An 18,322-nucleotide genomic window follows, 5' to 3' on the forward strand; every position below is an offset into this window, starting at 1 on the left:
TTTATATCACCATCTTTTTAAATTTATCAAAAACCCAAGTTACGTCATTTGGTCCGGGCTTTGCTTCTGGATGAAACTGAGTTGTTATAATTGGTAATTTTTCGTGAATTAAACCTTCTATTATCCCATCGTCTGGATTATAGAACCAGACTTTAGAAGAAGGTGGAATATCATTTTTAAAAACTCCATATCCATGATTATGCGTAGTAATATAGCATTTTCCATCCGTTGTATCAATTACGGGTTTATTTATTGCTCTATGTCCATATTTCATTTTCTTTACTCCACCGCCTAATGCTAATGTAGCTACCTGGTGACCTAGACATACACCCAATATGGGAACTCTGTATTCTGTAAGATCTTTAAACGTTTTTACTACGTCTCTTATTAAATTTGGATTTCCTGGTCCATTTCCAAAGACTACTCCTTTAGGCATATAATCCATTATGTTTTCTGCAGAGAAATTACAGGGAACTCTAACTATCGTAAAACCTCTTTTATATAATTCGTATAGTATTCCATGTTTTGTCCCACAGTCTACAACAACTATTATATTATTACCATTTGGATGAATTATTGGGGATTTAGGAGAAGTAAACTTAGTAAAATCTATTTCATCGTATCTTTTTTCGAGGAATTTCCGTGGTTCATCTAACTCATATCCACTAGCTAAAACACCCATCATTGCACCTTTAGATCTTACTCTTTTTACAATCATTCTAGTGTCTACTTCGGAGATCCCTGGTATTCCTTCCTCTTTTAACCAATCATGTAATGACTTAGAAGAATTCCATTTTTTAGGCTCAGTCTCTTCTGCAACAATTAGCCCTTCTATCTGTATTCTTTCTGACTCAAAATTCTTTAATATTCCGTTCTCGATTTCTTTGTTAGGTATGCCATAATTTCCTACCAAAGGATGGGTTATTACAAGAATCTGTCCTTTATATGATGGATCGGTAAGACTTTCTGGATATCCGTTCATTGCTGTAGTAAAAACTACTTCTCCAGCTTTGACTGCTCTAGCTCCAAAGCCGCAACCCTCAAGTAAAGTTCCATCCTCTAAGTATAGATATGCTTTATAACCCCTCCTGCATAATGTCATCTTCTATCACCCGTAATTGGCCCATTTTACTTACTATTAATGATTTATATTCACTTAGAGATAGTTTATCTAAATCTAGTCTTTTTCCTATAAGTTTTAGATCTTCTTCTAGAATCTTAGGGTTTGGAGATCCGCTAACTGACTTAAGTTCTATTGACTCATTCAATGTAATTGTTGGAGAAAAGGATCCGTGCATTACTTTATCTGCTACATCAAAGTAAGCTTGCCTATAAGGTTTTCCCTCATTAGCAATTTTCTCAGCTTCATCAGTAGCCAAAGTAGATTTATCTATTTCCTTATTTAGAATTTCTATTCCTTCAAATAAATCCTTCAAAACTTCTAATGAACTCTTAGCTATTTTTATACAATTCCATAAGTTCTTATTAATTTCTTGTAGATCGAGATCATATCCAGACGGAATTCCTTTATAAATTGACATCACCGAGGTCAATATTCCTATGCACTCACCGCCCTTAGATCTTAGAATTTCCATTGTAACCGCATTTCTTTTTTGAGGCATGAGGCTACTTGTACTAACTTGAGAGTCTGGTATTTTCACATATCCAGTAAACGAAGAAGATAAAAGTATCATATCTTCTGCAATTCTACTCATCGATATCATTAAATTTGTTATTTCTGATACGGAAGAAATTAAATCTGCTCTCGATGCTGTAGCACTGATAGTATTTATTATTATATTGTCAAATCCTAATAGTTCTGCTTCTCTACTCCTATTAATAGCTGTATTGGTGCCTACAACTGCTCCTGAGCCTAATGGTGATCTATTAATATTTTTTAGTACGGAGAATAATATGTTCCATCTAGAACTAAGTTCTTCTTCAATGTATAACATGTAATGAGAAAAAGTAGTAGGTTGTGCTGGCTGAAAATGAGTATATGATGGAAATAATACATTTTTAAACACCTTAGATTTTTCAATTAGTAATTTTCTAAGTTCTATTATACTTTCTAATATCTCTATAATTTCTGCTCTCATTTTTAGTCTGAGAGCTGTAGCTACATGATCGTTTCTTGATCTCGCTAGTCCAATCCAGCCTCCGTCTTCTCCAACGTTTTTTATTATAAAATCCTCTAAAGCCTCATGAATATCTTCATAACCTTCCGGTAACTCATTGAAATTATTTATAGCGTCCAAAATCTTCTTAGATATTTTCTTATCTATTATCTTATCGAGATATAATTCTATTACATGTGCTTTCATTACAAGTTTTACTTCTTGAAATATTTCTTTATCTGAATCTATAGAAGAGGTATACTTAATTACTTCATCGTTCTTTGATCCCCATTTCCTATATAGCATTTTTATCCGTACCTCATCTTTCTAGCTAAAAGAGAATGCATACCCCATATTTCTATAAAACCTTTAGCCATCTCTTCGCTTGGATACCAACCTTTATTGTAACTAGCTATTTTGTCAGAATAAGGAGAATATGGAGAATCCCTACTTACTATTGTAACACCATTACCTTCTATTTCCATCTTCACCTCACCAGATATCCATTTATTCATTTCATTGCCTACATTCTGTAAGGTTTCTCTAAGTGGTTCATACCATAAACCTTCATAAACTAAATCAGACCATTCTTGATCAATATTTTTCTTAAATCTATATTCTAAAGGAGTGTAAATCGTCTTCTCGAGATCTTTATGAGCTTTTATGAGCAATAACGCGGCCGGGGCTTCATATATTTCTCTTGATTTAAAACCGACAATTCTATTTTCTAAGTGTTCCAATCTTCCAAATCCATATTTTCCTATTTCAGAATTCAAAAATCTTATTAGATCAACTAAATTCATTTTTTCTCCATTTATTCTTGTAGGCACTCCATTATCGAATTCAATCGAAATTTTTGTCTTTCCATTCTTTTCTTTTTTTGTCCATTCAAATGCGTCTTCAGGAACTTCCTTAGAAGGATCAGAAATTATATCGCCCTCTATACTCCTTCCCCATAGATTTTCATCTATACTATATTTTGTACTTTCAATTTTAATTGGTATTTTTTTCTCCTTTGCATATTCTACTTCGTCTTCTCTAGTCATTTTCCAAACTCTAGCAGGAGTTATTATAGTAGCATTAGGCATTGTAGCCTTTATAGCTAGATCAAACCTTACTTGATCATTACCCTTAGATGTTGAACCGTGAGCTATATAAGTAGTATTCTCTTTTCTTGCTATCTCAACAGTTTTTTCAGCAATTAATGGCCTAGCTAATGCAGTAGATAAAGGATATACATCTTCGTATAATCCATTCATCTTTATATCATACGCTATGTAATTTTTTGCGAATTCCTCCCTAGCATCTATTGTATAATGTTTAGCAGATCCTGCTGCATATGCTCTTTCTTCCAATTTTTTAAAATCGTCTTCTTGTCCTACATTTACACTTACTGTGATAACATCAGCGTTGAAGGACTCTCTTAACCATCTTATTGAAACTGTGGTATCTAAACCACCAGAGTAAGCTAAGATTATTTTCATCTTACTCAAAACGTATCGACTTTAGTTAAAAATTATGAAGAAAATGATTTTAACGTATTTCTTAATATAGAGAATGTTGAAGGATTTCCTCAAAAATCACATTCTTCGTTTCATATAAAATTCTAGGGCTTTTTTTATGAATTCAGTTCTACTTTCTAAACCCATGTCTTTATACTGTTTATCTATTTCTCTCAAGATATCTTCCTTTAGTCTAACGCTTATTACCTTTCTCATATACATCAATGTAGAAAAGATATTATTAAAATAAAAATGTTTTAGCTTGAAAGACAAAAAGAATAGTTAGATAAAAATATCTGTATTTAAAAAACTTTTATTAACTTGCCGAAGTAAATATTACAGGCTTTTCCTTTTTAGCCCTAATCTCATCAAGTTTCTCTGACATGTTTGTTATGGCTAATGTTAACATATCTTTATGATACTTTCTTACATGTTCTTCTGAATCTTCTTTAGCAACTACTGTATTACATAGCGTACATGTATAAACTCCATTTTCATCACGAACAACAATCGGTTTAACGTCTACTGCCATTTGCTTAAGTATCGGAATAATTTTTTTAGCTCTAATTTCACTTCCGCTCTTTTCAATAATTCTCTGGGCATAACCTCTAAGCTGATGTTTTGATATGTTATATTTATGTGCTACAATAGCAGGTCCTTCACCATTTACTAAGTATTCTTCTAAAGCATCTAATAGATAGTCGCTTCCTCCCAATATTTTTAGAGATACATAATTTATAAGAGACTTTATATCTACGGGTTTCATATTAGTCACTAGAGTCACATTTATAGCTTCAGAGTTTAAAAAGACTTCATTAAATTCTATAGATGGAGAATAACGTTTTTGTATGTTATAATATTTATGCTAGATCCTTCTATCACTTTACCTATCTCAAAAACTTCATCATATTTTTCTAAAAAGTTTTTAACATCTTCCATATATTCTTGTGAAGTGAAAATGATCATTCCTATACCCATATTAAATACCTTATACATTTCATCATGCGGGACTCCTGCTTTTTCTATTTCTTTAAATATTTCTTGAGGTTCTGGTAAATGTAGTTCTAAACCATATTTTGTTATTCTTCTTAATTTAGTAAAAGATCCACCGGTTATATGAGCAGCAGCTTTTATTTTATCTAAAACACCTAGGACCTCCTTAACATATATTCTCGTAGGAGCCATTAGTTCATTTTCCCAATCTTTTAGTGAAAGTTTACCATCATCTATTAGTTTTCTTATTAAAGAATAACCATTAGCATGAATGCCATTACTTCTAAGACCCAATATATAGTCACCAGGCTTTACGTCATTACCTAGTTTAGGCTGATTAACTACGCCAAGTGCACTGCAAGCCATATCAAATCCATTTATTACTCCCGGCATTATGGCAGTTTCTCCACCTACAATTTCAGTTTCAGCTTCCTTCGAGCCTTTTACTAAACCTCTTATTAATTGGTCTAGTTCCTTATCCATAGGTTTTTCCATTGCTATATAATCAACTATAGCCATTGGTTTAGCTCCAACAGATACCAGATCGTTAACATTCATTGCAACACAATCTATACCTATAGTTTCATATTTTCCAGTTCTAGAGGCAAGTAAAGTTTTAGTGCCCACTCCATCTGTGTGTAATGCTATTTTTACTCCATTTATATCTATTATTCCCGAATAATGTCCAGCGCCTACTATTGTATTCTTATATGTAGAAGAGACAATCTTAGAAATATAAGCATGATAATCCTTTAGTTTATTTAGATCTACACCAGAGTCAGAATACTTCACCATAAACCACCATTAGGGGACCAATCTGCCGAAACTCCTAAAATTCCTTTTCTCTCTCTATTTTTATACGAATATCTTACTATCTCTGCTTTTTCTATTTGATCTTCTATAGATCTTCCTATGTCAGTTCTATAGATTAACTTAGACGATGATGAAATAAATGATGTGCATATATCTAGCTTTTTAACTGCCGTTTGATAATCCCCTATTGCAACTAGTTCTAATGCTCTAGATCCAGTAGTAATTAATTGGTTATTTTCTAATGATACTGCTCCAAAAAATACATCACATCCGTTCTCTCTTATTTTATTTATATTTATAGATATTATATTTCCCTTCGCAATATCTTTGTTTAATGGATAACCTAATGGAGCAAATGCTCTTACTACTGCTGGCTCATCCATAACTTCTAGTTTAGCTCTATTTAATCTCTTTTCTGCAGTTAATTCCAATATTTCTCCAAAATCACTAGATATTCTCGGTACTATTGCCGCAGTTTCAGGATCTCCCATTCTAGAGTAAAATTCTATTACAGTTGGGCCCCATAGATCTGTAAGCATCATCTGACCAGAAATAAAACCTATATAATTCTCATCTGTTTCCTTGTTAATTGCCTCAGTACTCTGTTTTACTATTTCGAATGTTTTTTCATATTCTTCCTCTGTAATAAATGGTAAGTATTTTCCAGGGCCGGAGATTGAGCCCATACCACCAGTTTCTGGCCCTATTCCATCTTGGTAAGCGTGTTTGTAATCTTGAGCTAAAGGTAGAGGCAAATATGTATAACCGTCTGTTAGAACATGCAAAGTATATTCTGGCCCATCTACTTTTTCCTCTATAATTATTTTTATTTCATCTTTAACTAAGTTTCCTATTTCTTCTACACTTCTGCTCGCAGCCGATCTCTTATCTTGAGATAGATAAGCCTGCAAATCTGCTACGATTTTCACTCCTTTTCCTCCTACTTGTTCTGAAGGTTTTATAGCTATAGAACCTCCATATTCAGACACGAATTTTGCTGCTGCTTGCATGCTATCAAATGCCTTAAATCTAAGCCTGCCCGGAATCTTATATTTCCACATTAAGTTTCTCATCCAAACTTTTGATTTCTCTATGGTAGATCCCTTACTTGAAGGACCAACAACTGGTATTCCTTCTTCTCTAAATACATCACCGATTCCATTGAATAGAGGATCTTCTGGACCTATTATTCCAAAATCTGGACTTATTTTTCTAATTATGGTTTTTACATAATCTTTAGAATTTATGTCTCCTCTAAAGTACGTTCCTCTAGACTTTTCAACATTTTCTTTTATTCCTGGGTTTATAAAGGAAGATATAGCATATAATGTATAATCGTTAGAGGATTTTGTTATAGCCTTAGCCAATGCATTCTCTCTTGCTCCATCTCCTATTAAAAGAACCTTCATTTATATCACCTTAGGATAATTACCAGTCATACAGCCTACACATATTGATTTAATTCCAATAACATCATACAAACCTTTTAGGCTAAGCCAATAAATCGAATCTGCACCTATTACTTTTGCTATTTCTTCATCATTTAAATTAGCAGCTATTAAATCTGAGGACTTAGGAACATCCACACCGTACGGACAGTAAGATATTAACTTTGGACTTCCAATTAATACATGAACTTCCTTTGCCCCCATTCTTCTTAGACTATTTACTGTATTTTTTAACGTTAATCCAGTTACCATAGAATCATCTATTAATATTACCTTTTTCCATATACTGCGGATTTAATTGTATTAAGTTTTAATTGAACACCTACGACTTTCATGAAGCTATCGTCCGCTAGCATAGTTCTTATTGGACTTCCTGTTCTAGCAAAGCCTAAATCCAGAGGAATACCAGACACTCTAGAATAACCTACTGCAAAAGGTAATGCAGTATCCGGTACGCCAATTATAGTATCACCTTTTAATGGTTTTTCCTTAGCTAATTGCTCACCTATTTTCACTCTTAAAGAATAAATCTCTCTTTCGTTTATTTTGCTATCTATTCTAGATTGATATATATATTCTATTGAACAATATGACTTATTAGATTCCTTTAGTTTTACTGAATCTATATAATATTTGTCAATAATTATCATCTCTCCGGGATTTATTTCTCTTCTAGTCTCGCCACCAATAACATTTATACCAACATTTTCCGAAGATACTATAGCCATATCAAATCCAAAAGCACCAATAGAAAGTGGTTTCAGTCCACTCTCATCTCTATATGCTATAATTTGTCCTTCTTTAGTTAATGCTATGAGAGAAAATGCACCTTTTAACTCTTTTAATGTTGTATCCGGATCTTTATTTACTTTATTTAATAGTTCTTTATTTTTTATTATACCATCTACTACTATAGCTACATCATCAAAAATTATTGGATAATAAGCGCTATTTCCAGTATATCCTATTCCAGCCCAACCATCAAGTGAAAACTTAAGATCTTCTGGAGGTTTTTCTCCTTGTATTTTAGAAAATCCATTATTTAAAGTAACTACTCCACTACGTAGATAGCCTCTGTGTTGTAAACCTATTAGGGAATAATAAAGAAATTTAGATATATTCCAGATTTTATCAAAAGCCATAATTCCTATAATTCCTGCCATTTTTTCACCCATTAAATATTGATTCCAATTTATCTATTGGATACCTATTTCTTAGTGGATAAATTCCAGAAAAACATGCAGTACATAAGGTCTCTCTACCTATAGCCTTTATCATTTCATCAACTGTTAGATATTCTATAGAATTAGCACCCATATATTGTGCTATGTCATTTTCACTTTTAGATGAAGCTATTAGTTCTTTTCTGCTAGGAAAGTCTATTCCCATATAGCATGGAAACTTTATGGGTGGAGATCCTATCCTTATATGAACTTCTTTTGCTCCTGCGTTCCTAATGAAAGAGACAATTCTCTTCATAGTATTACCTCTAACTATAGAATCGTCTATTAGAACTATTCTTTTATCTCTTACTGCGTTTTCTACTACTCCGAATTTTTCTTCTATTACTTCATTACGCTTATCGTTAGTAGGCATTATGAATGATCTTTTTGAAGCTATAGTACGAATTAAGGCTTCTTCAAGTGGAATCTTACCTTTTCTAGAGAAGCCTATAGCTATAGGTCTTGAAGAATCTGGAACTGGAACTACTATGTCTGCATTAGCAGGATGTTTATCATAAAGAACTTCGCCTAATTTTATTCTTGCTTCGTATACCGAAATATTATCAATAGTACTATCAGCTCTTGAAAAATATATATATTCAAACGCACAAGTACTTACCCTGGAATTTTCAATTCTTTCTGATACTATTTCAGAATTTTTCGCCCTAATTATCTCCCCTGGCTTTATGTCCCTTATTACTTTCCCTCCTAATTGCTTTATAGCAGAATCTTCAGAAGAAAATACTAGATTTTGGCCGATTTTACCCATTACCAGTGGCCTGAATCCTTTTGGATCTCTTACTGCAAGTATTTCGCCTTCTTTTGTCATAATCAACATAGAATAGGCTCCATCTGCAATATCCATAAAATGTTTTATAGCTGAAACAATAGATTTTCCCTCTTTTATATCCTTATCTATGAAATCAAGTATAAATTCGGTATCAGTAGAATATTTACCAAATTCGAAGTAATTTGTTATAGTTCCGTTAAACGCTATAGAGATCTTCTCATTACTTAATGGTTGTGCTTCTTTTAGACTAGTCTTACCCGTTGTAGAATATCTTACGTGCCCTATACTTATTTTTGAATCATTGAGAGTAATATTCTCATCTAATGCCTCCTCAACTAACCCTAGACCTTTTTGCGTAATTAGATCATTAGCATTAATATATGAGATACCTGCAGATTCTTGTCCTCTATGCTGTAATAATTTCAAACCTTCATATGTATATTTTATAGAGTTATTACCTATAAATCCAAAAACACCACAGTGTTCTTTAATCATTCTATCTCATCTCTTAAGTAATTATAATAATGATCTATTATGTGAGATATATTGAATTTTAATGAATCTATTTCTAAATAGTTTCCTTTCCTTACTTTACCTATAGTAGATGCTATCATACCTTTTTTCTTAGCTAAATCACTAATTGAAAATGGATCAGATGTAATAAAAACGAATCTACCACTATTTTCTGAAAATAGCTTTGCATATATGTCCTCAGTTCCTATAATTTTGGAAGTGTCTATGGATACAGTATAACCATAAGCTAGTATAGGCATAAGAGAACCTATTATACCTCCCCTACTAACATCCTTTGCAAAATATATTTTGTCATCATTTATGAGATTTAATGTAATTTCACTCGCTAGAAGATCTTCTTGAAGCCTACTTTTAGGTATATTTCCATATTTTCCAAATATCTTTGAAAATAGCGAGCCTCTCATCTCATTTCTAGTATACCCTAAAATTACAATATTGCCTTCTTCTATTCTAGGTTTTAATAGTTTTCCTTCAATTAAACCCGCCATTACAATTAGTGGAGTAGGTTTTATTGGTATGTTATTCTTATTTTCATTATAAAAGGAAACCTTTCCACCAACTATAGGAATAGAAAAGAACCTAGCAGCTTCGCCTATACCTCTTACAGATTCTACAAAATCATTATAGATTTCTGGTCTTTTTGGATCGCCGAATTGAAGATGATCTACTGCCACTATACCTTTAGAACCTACAGATGCCAGGTTCTTGTAAGCTTCTGCAAATATATATTTTCCACACTCATAAGCGTCTTCTTCACATAGGTCCGGATTTGCGTCGCCTTTTATTGCTAATAATTTTCCATTAGGCAATGATATAACAGAAGAATCAGCCATTCCTGGTTTTAACACTGTAGAAGTGCCTACTTCATAGTCGAATTGGGAATATGCCCATTCTTTACTTACTAAATCTGGATTTAACAATATTTTCTCTATTGCTGTCTTTATTTCTATATTAGGTTTTACTTCGTTACTTTCCTTCTTTTCCTCTATAGGCCAAGCATAGAGTGGGGGATATAAAAGAAGGTCAGAAGATAATGACACTATTTCTTTATTATTATAAGTGAATCTTACTACACCATCACCAGTAATTTCTCCTATAACCGAACATGGATAGTCATAATATTCGAATGCCTTACATACGTCTTGCACATTCTCGTCTTTTACAGCATAGAGCATTCTTTCTTGTGTTTCAGAAACTAGTATATCTTCTGGTCTCATATCTTTTACCCTTAGCGGTACTTTATCTAGGCTAACTACTACTCCTAATCCATTAGACATTTCAGTTACAGCTACGGCTAAACCTCCTCCGCCAAGATCTTTTATGGCTTCTACCTTGTCTTGAATTTCAAGTGTAACATCCATTATTATCTTTCCAGCGAAAGGATCTGCTATTTGCACAGCACCTATTTCATCTTCTCCACTCAATTTTCTTGATGCAAATGACGCACCTCCTAGTCCATCTATTCCTGTTAGCCCAGCAATAACTATCTTTAAGCCTTTCCTATTTACTATACTTGGTTTTATTTTGTTTTTATTTACTATACCAACACATGCTATATCAACCAAAGGATTATCTGAATAAGAATTATCAAATGCTAGCTCTCCACCTACAACTGGAACACCTATACTATTACCATAGAATCCTATTCCAGAAATAATATTTTTCAATAACCATTTATTTTTATTATCTGATAGGTTACCTACTCTTATCATATCTAATAAGGCTAATGGTTTTGCACCCTTGCTTATTATATCTCTTATAATTCCTCCTACCCCAGTTGCCGCACCATTAAAAGGATCTATAGCAGAAGGATGATTATGACTTTCTACTTTGATTACTATTGCATAGTTATCTCCTATGTCAACAGCACCTGCGTCTTGCCAATCTTCTATACCCATAATTACTCCTTTTCCTTCGCTTGGAAAACTTCTAAGAAAGATTTTTGATGATTTATATGAGCAATGCTCAGACCATAAAGCATCTATAGTCTTCCATTCCGCTTCATTAGGATCTCTCCCCAATGCCTTTTTAACATAATCTATTTCGTATTGAGTAAGATTTACCATTTCAAACCCCTAAGGAGTAAAAGTCCATCAGTAGATCCGTCAATAGAAGTTAAGTTAAAAGAAGCCCTTTCTGGATGTGGCATGAGACCTATTATATTTCCTTCTTCATTAGCAATTCCAGCAATATTCAATATTGAACCGTTTGGATTATATTTTTCTTCTATGTTTCCTTTCTCATCTGAGTACTGAAAAACCATTAAGTCCTTAGCCTCCTCCTCATTTAGAAAGAACCTACCTTCTGCATGAGCAATAGGCATTCTTAGAACTTTTTTCTGTAATTTTTTTGTTAATAACGTATTATTTCTTACTACCTTAATATTCACCCACTTACTTATAAACTTAAGATTCAGATTAGGTAGTAGTGCACCTTTTAATAAGCCACTTTCTGTTAATATCTGAAAACCATTACATATTCCAAGAACTATTTTTCCATCGTCTGCCATTTCTCTTACTCGTTTCATTGTCTCAGTGTTAGCCGCTATACTACCCGCCCTTAAATAATCACCAAAGCTAAATCCTCCAGGAATAATTACAGAAGAATATTTGTCAGGATCAAAATCCTTGTACCTAACTATTTCAGCATCTATTTTAATTTCATTTAATGCCTTTAACACATCATTGTCACAAGTAGTTCCAGGGAATTTAATTATTGCAGTCTTCAATTTTATTCACTCTTATATCAATTTTATGTACTATAGGATTATACAGTCTATTCTCATTTGCTAATTTATACACAATATCTCTAGCTTCCACCTCGTCATTTGCATTTATATCAAAAAGCAAATATTTACCTACTCTTATGTTCTTTATTTTATCGCTGTTCTTTTTAGCTATATACCTCTGAATAGTTTCTCCTTCTGGATCTCTAATACCTTCCTTATTTAGTATCATTAGCTCTACTTTAAACATTATACCACCTTACTTAATTTATCTAAGAATTCTCTATAAGAAGACGCTACTATATCTAAAGGGTATCCCTTTCTATACAAATCCTTGTCTAGTATTCTTCCATTCTTATCCCTTATTCTCATAGAATCTAACGTTATTTCGTCTCCTATGATTAATTCGTTGTTATTTCTTCCAAATTCTAACTTAAAATCATATAAGACAAAATCCATCCTATTTATAAGATCTAATAGAATTTTGTTTACTTTAAGCATAATACTTTCTATTTTTTCAGCCTCGTTCTTCTTCATCAATTTAAAAAATTCCATATGATAATAATTAAGCATAGGATCATGCCTACTATCGTCTTTTAGGAAAAACTCTATAATTGGAGGTTCAAATACCTCTCCTTCTTTTATAGGCAGTCTTTTCACTATACTGCCAGTAGCAATATTTCTTAAAACGACCTCGACAGGTATCATGGAAAGCTTCTCAGCTATCATTGTCCTTTCATCGTACATACCCACGTAATGAGTCTTGATATTATTTCTCTCTAATACTCTAAAAATAATTGCAGACGTCTGTGCATTAATGACACCCTTATCTTTAAGAATATCAGCCTTGGCTCCATCACCGGCTGTTATACTATCTTTGAACTTTAGAAGTACATGGGACGCATCATAACTATAAACTTCTTTTGTTTTACCTTCCCCGATTTTACGGGTCTCCATACTGGCTATTAACATAACTGGTATAAAAAATCTTCTAAGCCATAATGTAATTATTTACTTGGTAAAGTAAACAAGCATTAAATATCCTTTATGATTGTCCAGAGTGATATGGAAATAACAATAGACGATTTCGCAAAGATAGAAATGAAAGTAGGAATAGTAAAAAAAGCTGAAAGAATTGAAGGAACAAAGTTATTAAGATTAATAATAGATGTAGGAGGAGAAGATAGGCAAATAATTTCTGGAATAGCAGAGTACTATACGCCTGAACAAATGATAAATAAGAAAGTTATAGTTCTCACGAATTTGAAACCAAAAATGATTAGAGGATATGAAAGTCAAGGAATGATACTTGCAGCAGGATGTAAAGAAGACGAAGAAAAAGGGATAAAACCAAGTCTTTTAACACCGGATTCTGAAGTACCATCAGGCACAAGAATATGCTGAATCCTTTTGAGAAAGTAAAATGCCCACCAAAAATAAATGATATGATAAAAATTCAATTAGATAGACTTCCTAAGATAGCTGGAGAAAATATTAAAGATAGAGAAATTAGAAGACTCATTTCATATCGTGACAATTTAAAAAAATACTTGGAGTTTATTAGATCTTTACCTAAAATTGATAAGTTACACCCATTTTATCGTGAGTCTGTAGAAATAATAGCAAAAAAATCATCAAAAGAGATAGATTTTTGTGTTTTAATTGCTATGAGAACCATAAATCTTTCTATAAAAATATTAAATGAATATATTTCCAATATTAAAAGATCTGACCAAAGTCTCAGTAATAGGTTGATGAGGCAAGGTTTTGGCAGAGCATCGTCTGTATTGAGAAAAGACAGATGCATTGACTGGTTAATAGATCTTATAAAAGAATTAAAAAAATTGAAAGCTATAAATCCTGATTTGCCTACAGTAATTGTGGCTGGACCACCGAATGTAGGAAAATCTACTCTTGTATCTAAGATATCTTCTGCCAAGCCAGAAATAGCTAGTTATCCTTTTACAACAAAGGAAATTCATGTAGGGCACATAGATTGGAATTATACTAAAATTCAAGTTATAGATACCCCAGGAATTTTAGATAGACCCAACGAGAAGAGAAATGAGATAGAAAAGAAGGCTCTTAATGCCATTAAAAATTTAAATGGTATAATAGTTTTTTTATTTGATGTATCAAAATATTCAATTTATTCTGCAAAAGAACAATTAGATCTTTATAATGAGATACTTCAATTTAATAAGAAAATTATAGTTGCCATAAACAAAATTGACGATGCTGATAATTCACTTTTAGAAAATATTGTAAAATCATTAGATGTACCTTTTTTAAGAATATCTGCAGAACAAGGATCAGGAATAGAAGATTTAAAAAATAAGATATTCCAGATACTTCAAGAGTAAGAATTGAGATACTGGATAATAGAGATATTTACGTCTATACAAGGAGAAGGAGATGTTATAGGTTATCCGTCTAATTTTATAAGATTAGCAGGTTGCAATTTAAGATGCGTTTGGTGCGATACTAAATACTCATGGATAAGGCATGATGGAAAAGAAATGTCAATAGAAGATATTTTACAAAATATTAATTTAAATATAAAATATACTACAATAACTGGAGGAGAACCTCTTTTACAGAATATAGAGCCGTTAGCCAAGACGTTAAAAGAGTATGAACATTTTATTATAGTAGAAACAAACGGCACAATAAAACCTTCAGAGGAATTAAAAAAACTTGTAGATGTTTTCTCTGTATCTCCGAAACTATCTAATTCAGGATTTAAAATCAACTATAATTTTGAAGATGATTGGGCCTCATACTATAAGTTCGTCATAGATAAAGTGGAAGATTTACTTGAAGTAAAAAGCTTTATTGAAAAACATAATATCAACCCTAAAAAAGTAATAGTACAACCTAATGGTCTTAGCAAAGACTATATAGAAAGTCTAAGAGAATTAGCCGATGCTATAATGAGAATGAACCTTCCTTTCAGAGTTCTCCCCCAGCTTCACAGAATTATTTCCTACAGATAATTCCAAAATATTTTGAAGATTTCTCATCTTTTCTTTGCCGGAAAGGAGAATTTCGTTAGATATTTTAACTAATCGTGACACATCTTCAGAATTGATTTTCTGTTCTTCATTTTCTCTTATTAAATGAACAAACCTTATGCCAGTCCTTAATTCCACTAGAATTCCCTTACTATTTTTAGTTAGTATTCCGCTATGCTTAAAGCCTGCATCTCTTGCAATTTTTATTATTTTCCATGCTTCTTCTTCGTCCTCTGTATAAGCATGAACAATAGGTCCTTGAGTTATTAGCCAAAGTCTATAGAGCTGCCCTTTATTCAGTATGTCAATAACGTCCTCTTCTGTTATACCTAGATGATTTTTAAACACTATAGTAGAGTTTTTCCTAACCCATGGTAAAATTGAGTCAACTATGGTAATTCTTCCGCTACAACTACTATACGTATATGTTTTTTCTCGTTTAAAAAATGCCATTAAAAGATCATAGATGTCAGGATCTAGATATCCAATCTCCTTATCATGATTGATGCGCTCTAAGGCCTTTTTCTTGAAATCTTGCCAACTTGACATTTGATGATTTTTTATATGCCCAAGAATAAAAAAGTAATGTGAAAATAGAAGAGATACTAAAGGATTTTCTCGCAAAGGAGGAAAGAGAGATAGAAGTTAAAGATCAAATTGAAGGTGAATTTAATGAAGAAATACCTTTAGGAACTAAAGTAGTTATAAACTACAATGGACGAAGAAGGATAGTAGATCTAGGGTTTTTATATATTATATCTAAATGTAATAAAAATTTTGTAAAAGATTACTTAGATATGTCATTTTCTCTACGTTATATACATAGAAAATACAAGGTATATACTGAGATAGAATACGCTGCACTGTTTTGTATGGAGTTTATAAACGATCCTGATATAAGAGCTGCATTAGAGAAGCTCAAAACCTATATACTTTCTAGAGAAAATATGGAACATGGACTTTGATGTAGTAGTTATAGGCGGTGGCGTAGGAGGGTTAGCTGCAGCTTTAAGGTCTGCACAACTTGGGAAAGAAGTCGCCTTAATTGAAAAGGATAGAGTAGGAGGAGAATGTATAAATAGAGCATGCATACCTTCTAAGACATTAATAGATGCTGTAAAGATACTATCTAAAACTAAGAATTCCCCTTGGATAGACACTAATGGTAAGATAAATTATGAGAAATTAAACGAATATAAAGGAAAAATAATAAATAGTCTACGAGAGAATTTTATTAAAAATCTTAATAAATTTAATGTAAAGATAATAAACGGAATAGGAAAAATAAAAAGTTCTAATGAAATTCAAGTTAATAATGAGACAATAGTATCGGATAAAATGGTAATAGCTACTGGATCTTCGCCTATTTCATTACCAGATTTTCCTCTTAACGATAGGAACGTTCTAGATCCTTGGTCAGCGATGAATTTACCAGAGTTACCTCAGTCTATAATCATTGTAGGGGGAGGTGTTGCTGGAGTAGAGCTAGCTACTTTATTTAGAGCTTTGGGAAAAGATATAACTATATTAGAACTAATGCCTCAACTATTACCTGGATTTGATAAGGATATTGCTAATGAAACAAAGAAAAGGTTAGAGGAAAAAGGAATAAATATATTTCTTAATGCAAAATCGAAAGTTATTGAAAATAAAGATAAAGTTAGGTTTTCCGTTAATTTACCTACGTCTTCTGAAACGATAGAAGGAGATTTAGCTGTAATTACTATAGGGAGGAAAGCTAATAATGATAATTTAGGATTGAATAACGCTAATGTTGATGTAGACCAAAGAGGATATATTAAAGTAGATAATAGGGCAATGACGTCTAATCATAAAATATATGCTGTTGGAGACTGTGCAGGTATTCCATTATCTGCTACGAAGGCATGGAGACAAGGAATAGTAGCTGGAGATAATATAGGAGGAAAAGATAATTTTATGCCAAAATATATACCAATTTCCATATTCGCAGATTTAGAAATTGGATTAATAGGAAAAACACTGGACGAAGCTAAAAAAACCGGAATTGAAGCTAGAGAAATAAAAGTAGATATGTCATCTATACCAAGAGCGTGGACAGTTAATGAAATTGAAGGATTTTTGAAATTGGTTATTGATAATGACGGTAAAATTTTAGGTGCCCACATGATAGGAGAAGGAGCTACAGAAATAATAAACACTATTGCTCTAGCAATGGAAAACAACCTTACAATGAAAGATATCTACAGAGTGACATTTTCCCATCCTACATTAACCGAAGTACTATCTGAAGCGTCCCAACGCTATTATTATGGAGAGATATATTAATTTGAATGGCAGTAGTAAGGGCGAATGAATGATAAAGAGAGAAAGCAAGTAAAAAAGATGCTAAAATTTCTTTTTTTCTCATCAAAAGGTGGAAAAACTAGATTAAATATTATTAAGCTTTTACAAAATTCCCCTCTCAACGCAAATCAGATTTCAGAAAAATTAAATTTAGATTATAAAACAGTTATTCATCACCTAGAAGTTTTAATAGAGAATAAAATAATTATAAAAGAAGGAGAAAAATATGGAGCTAAATACAAGTTAAGCTCGGAGTACTATATTTTTAAAGACGTTTTTGATGAGTTATTAAAAGAGGCAAAACAGTCTTAAATGTTGCTTCTCAATATTTAGTATTGTGAAAAAGAAAGATCTTGCCGAAGTATTAACAGACGTCAGAATAGCGCGTAATAAGATAAAGTTATGGAATTCGAGAATAGGAAATAAAATATTGCAATATCAGAAACTTTCTACTGCTAATGCTACTAGATACTCTATTTTGGCAGAACAGTACGCGAAAGAATCTGAACAATTGGAAAAAATTACTTCTTACTTAGATAAATTGGATATACTATTAGAAATGTTAGAAATAAAAATAGAGACGATAATTTCTGTAGGCCATATAGTTAATGATGCACCAAAAATAGTGGAAGCGTTAAAAATCTTTAAGAATATAACTCCGTCTCTTAGCTCGGAATTTTCACTCATGATAGATAATATATCTAGTAATTTTTACTCGTCTATAGAGATTCCACAAGACATAAAAATAAAAGCTACACAAGAAGCTCAAGCTATATTGGACGAAGCAGATTCTATCTTAAATCAGAAGAATATAAAGGTAAAAGCTTAAATCTATATA

The 18,322-nt window shown here is 32.2% G+C and carries 20 protein-coding genes and 1 pseudogene; 7 read left to right on the forward strand and 14 right to left on the reverse strand.

Annotation, left to right across the window (positions count from 1 at the left end; translation table 11 throughout):
* Nucleotide 1: 1 nt before the first annotated feature.
* The 13 genes and pseudogenes from carA to DFR85_RS25135 all read right to left on the reverse strand — a co-directional run bounded on the left by carA (nucleotide 2) and on the right by DFR85_RS25135 (nucleotide 13,102).
* Nucleotides 2-1,102: a glutamine-hydrolyzing carbamoyl-phosphate synthase small subunit gene (gene carA / locus DFR85_RS25075; protein WP_110270634.1), complete on the reverse strand. Its 1,101-nt coding sequence runs from the start codon at nucleotides 1,100-1,102 to the stop codon at nucleotides 2-4.
* The gene (gene argH / locus DFR85_RS25080) at nucleotides 1,077-2,423 is read right to left on the reverse strand and encodes an argininosuccinate lyase (protein WP_168367155.1); all 1,347 of its coding nucleotides are present in this window, start codon (nucleotides 2,421-2,423) and stop codon (nucleotides 1,077-1,079) included. Before argH ends, carA begins: the two co-directional genes overlap by 26 nt.
* Nucleotides 2,424-2,425: 2 nt before the next feature.
* Nucleotides 2,426-3,601, reverse strand: a complete 1,176-nt coding sequence (locus tag DFR85_RS25085) for an argininosuccinate synthase (RefSeq protein WP_110270636.1) — start codon at nucleotides 3,599-3,601, stop codon at nucleotides 2,426-2,428.
* Between the two features lie 96 nt (nucleotides 3,602-3,697).
* The gene (locus tag DFR85_RS25090; protein WP_246252862.1) at nucleotides 3,698-3,841 is read right to left on the reverse strand and encodes a ribbon-helix-helix domain-containing protein; all 144 of its coding nucleotides are present in this window, start codon (nucleotides 3,839-3,841) and stop codon (nucleotides 3,698-3,700) included.
* A 94-nt stretch (nucleotides 3,842-3,935) separates the two neighbouring features.
* Complete coding sequence (locus DFR85_RS25095) at nucleotides 3,936-4,385, reverse strand: hypothetical protein (protein ID WP_110270637.1); 450 nt, start codon at nucleotides 4,383-4,385, stop codon at nucleotides 3,936-3,938.
* Between the two features lie 56 nt (nucleotides 4,386-4,441).
* On the reverse strand, nucleotides 4,442-5,407 hold the full coding sequence (purM, locus tag DFR85_RS25100) for a phosphoribosylformylglycinamidine cyclo-ligase (protein WP_110270638.1): 966 nt from the start codon (nucleotides 5,405-5,407) through the stop codon (nucleotides 4,442-4,444).
* Nucleotides 5,401-6,834 (reverse strand): phosphoribosylamine--glycine ligase, encoded by a 1,434-nt coding sequence (purD, locus tag DFR85_RS25105; protein WP_110270639.1) that lies wholly within the window; start codon nucleotides 6,832-6,834, stop codon nucleotides 5,401-5,403. Before purD ends, purM begins: the two co-directional genes overlap by 7 nt.
* Nucleotides 6,835-8,036: pseudogene (locus DFR85_RS25110) on the reverse strand (amidophosphoribosyltransferase).
* Between the two features lie 4 nt (nucleotides 8,037-8,040).
* A complete protein-coding gene (gene purF / locus DFR85_RS25115) occupies nucleotides 8,041-9,381 on the reverse strand; it encodes an amidophosphoribosyltransferase (protein ID WP_110270640.1) in 1,341 nt (446 codons plus the stop codon).
* The gene (gene purL / locus DFR85_RS25120) at nucleotides 9,378-11,486 is read right to left on the reverse strand and encodes a phosphoribosylformylglycinamidine synthase subunit PurL (RefSeq protein WP_168367156.1); all 2,109 of its coding nucleotides are present in this window, start codon (nucleotides 11,484-11,486) and stop codon (nucleotides 9,378-9,380) included. Before purL ends, purF begins: the two co-directional genes overlap by 4 nt.
* On the reverse strand, nucleotides 11,480-12,148 hold the full coding sequence (purQ, locus tag DFR85_RS25125; protein WP_110270642.1) for a phosphoribosylformylglycinamidine synthase I: 669 nt from the start codon (nucleotides 12,146-12,148) through the stop codon (nucleotides 11,480-11,482). Before purQ ends, purL begins: the two co-directional genes overlap by 7 nt.
* Nucleotides 12,129-12,398: a phosphoribosylformylglycinamidine synthase subunit PurS gene (gene purS / locus DFR85_RS25130; RefSeq protein ID WP_110270643.1), complete on the reverse strand. Its 270-nt coding sequence runs from the start codon at nucleotides 12,396-12,398 to the stop codon at nucleotides 12,129-12,131. The genes purQ and purS overlap by 20 nt, the downstream gene beginning before the upstream one ends.
* Nucleotides 12,395-13,102, reverse strand: coding sequence for a phosphoribosylaminoimidazolesuccinocarboxamide synthase (locus DFR85_RS25135; protein ID WP_110271852.1), 708 nt, complete (start codon nucleotides 13,100-13,102; stop codon nucleotides 12,395-12,397). Before DFR85_RS25135 ends, purS begins: the two co-directional genes overlap by 4 nt.
* Nucleotides 13,103-13,192: 90 nt before the next feature.
* Here DFR85_RS25135 and metG point away from each other — a divergent pair, with 90 nt between their 5' ends.
* Genes metG through DFR85_RS25150 form a run of 3 tightly spaced genes read left to right on the forward strand, consistent with a single transcriptional unit; the run spans nucleotide 13,193 to nucleotide 15,141 of the window.
* Nucleotides 13,193-13,549: a methionine--tRNA ligase subunit beta gene (gene metG / locus DFR85_RS25140; RefSeq protein WP_432417908.1), complete on the forward strand. Its 357-nt coding sequence runs from the start codon at nucleotides 13,193-13,195 to the stop codon at nucleotides 13,547-13,549.
* Nucleotides 13,543-14,508: an NOG1 family protein gene (locus tag DFR85_RS25145; RefSeq protein ID WP_110270644.1), complete on the forward strand. Its 966-nt coding sequence runs from the start codon at nucleotides 13,543-13,545 to the stop codon at nucleotides 14,506-14,508. The genes metG and DFR85_RS25145 overlap by 7 nt, the downstream gene beginning before the upstream one ends.
* A 3-nt stretch (nucleotides 14,509-14,511) precedes the next feature.
* Nucleotides 14,512-15,141 carry a 7-carboxy-7-deazaguanine synthase QueE gene (locus tag DFR85_RS25150; protein ID WP_110270645.1) on the forward strand — a complete coding sequence of 210 codons (630 nt, stop codon included), beginning with the start codon at nucleotides 14,512-14,514 and terminating at the stop codon, nucleotides 15,139-15,141.
* Here DFR85_RS25150 and DFR85_RS25155 read toward each other — a convergent pair.
* The gene (locus tag DFR85_RS25155) at nucleotides 15,064-15,708 is read right to left on the reverse strand and encodes a tRNA(Phe) 7-((3-amino-3-carboxypropyl)-4-demethylwyosine(37)-N(4))-methyltransferase (protein WP_110270646.1); all 645 of its coding nucleotides are present in this window, start codon (nucleotides 15,706-15,708) and stop codon (nucleotides 15,064-15,066) included. The genes DFR85_RS25150 and DFR85_RS25155 overlap by 78 nt on opposite strands.
* Before the next feature lie 38 nt (nucleotides 15,709-15,746).
* Here DFR85_RS25155 and DFR85_RS25160 point away from each other — a divergent pair, with 38 nt between their 5' ends.
* From DFR85_RS25160 to cdvB3, 4 genes are read left to right on the forward strand one after another with little or no spacing between them, the layout of a single operon-like run.
* Nucleotides 15,747-16,124, forward strand: coding sequence for a hypothetical protein (locus tag DFR85_RS25160; protein WP_110270647.1), 378 nt, complete (start codon nucleotides 15,747-15,749; stop codon nucleotides 16,122-16,124).
* Nucleotides 16,114-17,466: a dihydrolipoyl dehydrogenase gene (gene lpdA / locus DFR85_RS25165; RefSeq protein ID WP_110270648.1), complete on the forward strand. Its 1,353-nt coding sequence runs from the start codon at nucleotides 16,114-16,116 to the stop codon at nucleotides 17,464-17,466. The genes DFR85_RS25160 and lpdA overlap by 11 nt, the downstream gene beginning before the upstream one ends.
* A 24-nt stretch (nucleotides 17,467-17,490) precedes the next feature.
* Nucleotides 17,491-17,796, forward strand: a complete 306-nt coding sequence (locus DFR85_RS25170; RefSeq protein WP_110270649.1) for a winged helix-turn-helix domain-containing protein — start codon at nucleotides 17,491-17,493, stop codon at nucleotides 17,794-17,796.
* A gap of 25 nt (nucleotides 17,797-17,821) precedes the next feature.
* Nucleotides 17,822-18,313 (forward strand): cell division protein CdvB3, encoded by a 492-nt coding sequence (cdvB3, locus tag DFR85_RS25175; RefSeq protein ID WP_110270650.1) that lies wholly within the window; start codon nucleotides 17,822-17,824, stop codon nucleotides 18,311-18,313.
* Nucleotides 18,314-18,322: the final 9 nt, after the last annotated feature.

The organism is Acidianus brierleyi (assembly GCF_003201835.2).
Lineage (GTDB): Archaea > Thermoproteota > Thermoprotei_A > Sulfolobales > Sulfolobaceae > Aramenus > Aramenus brierleyi.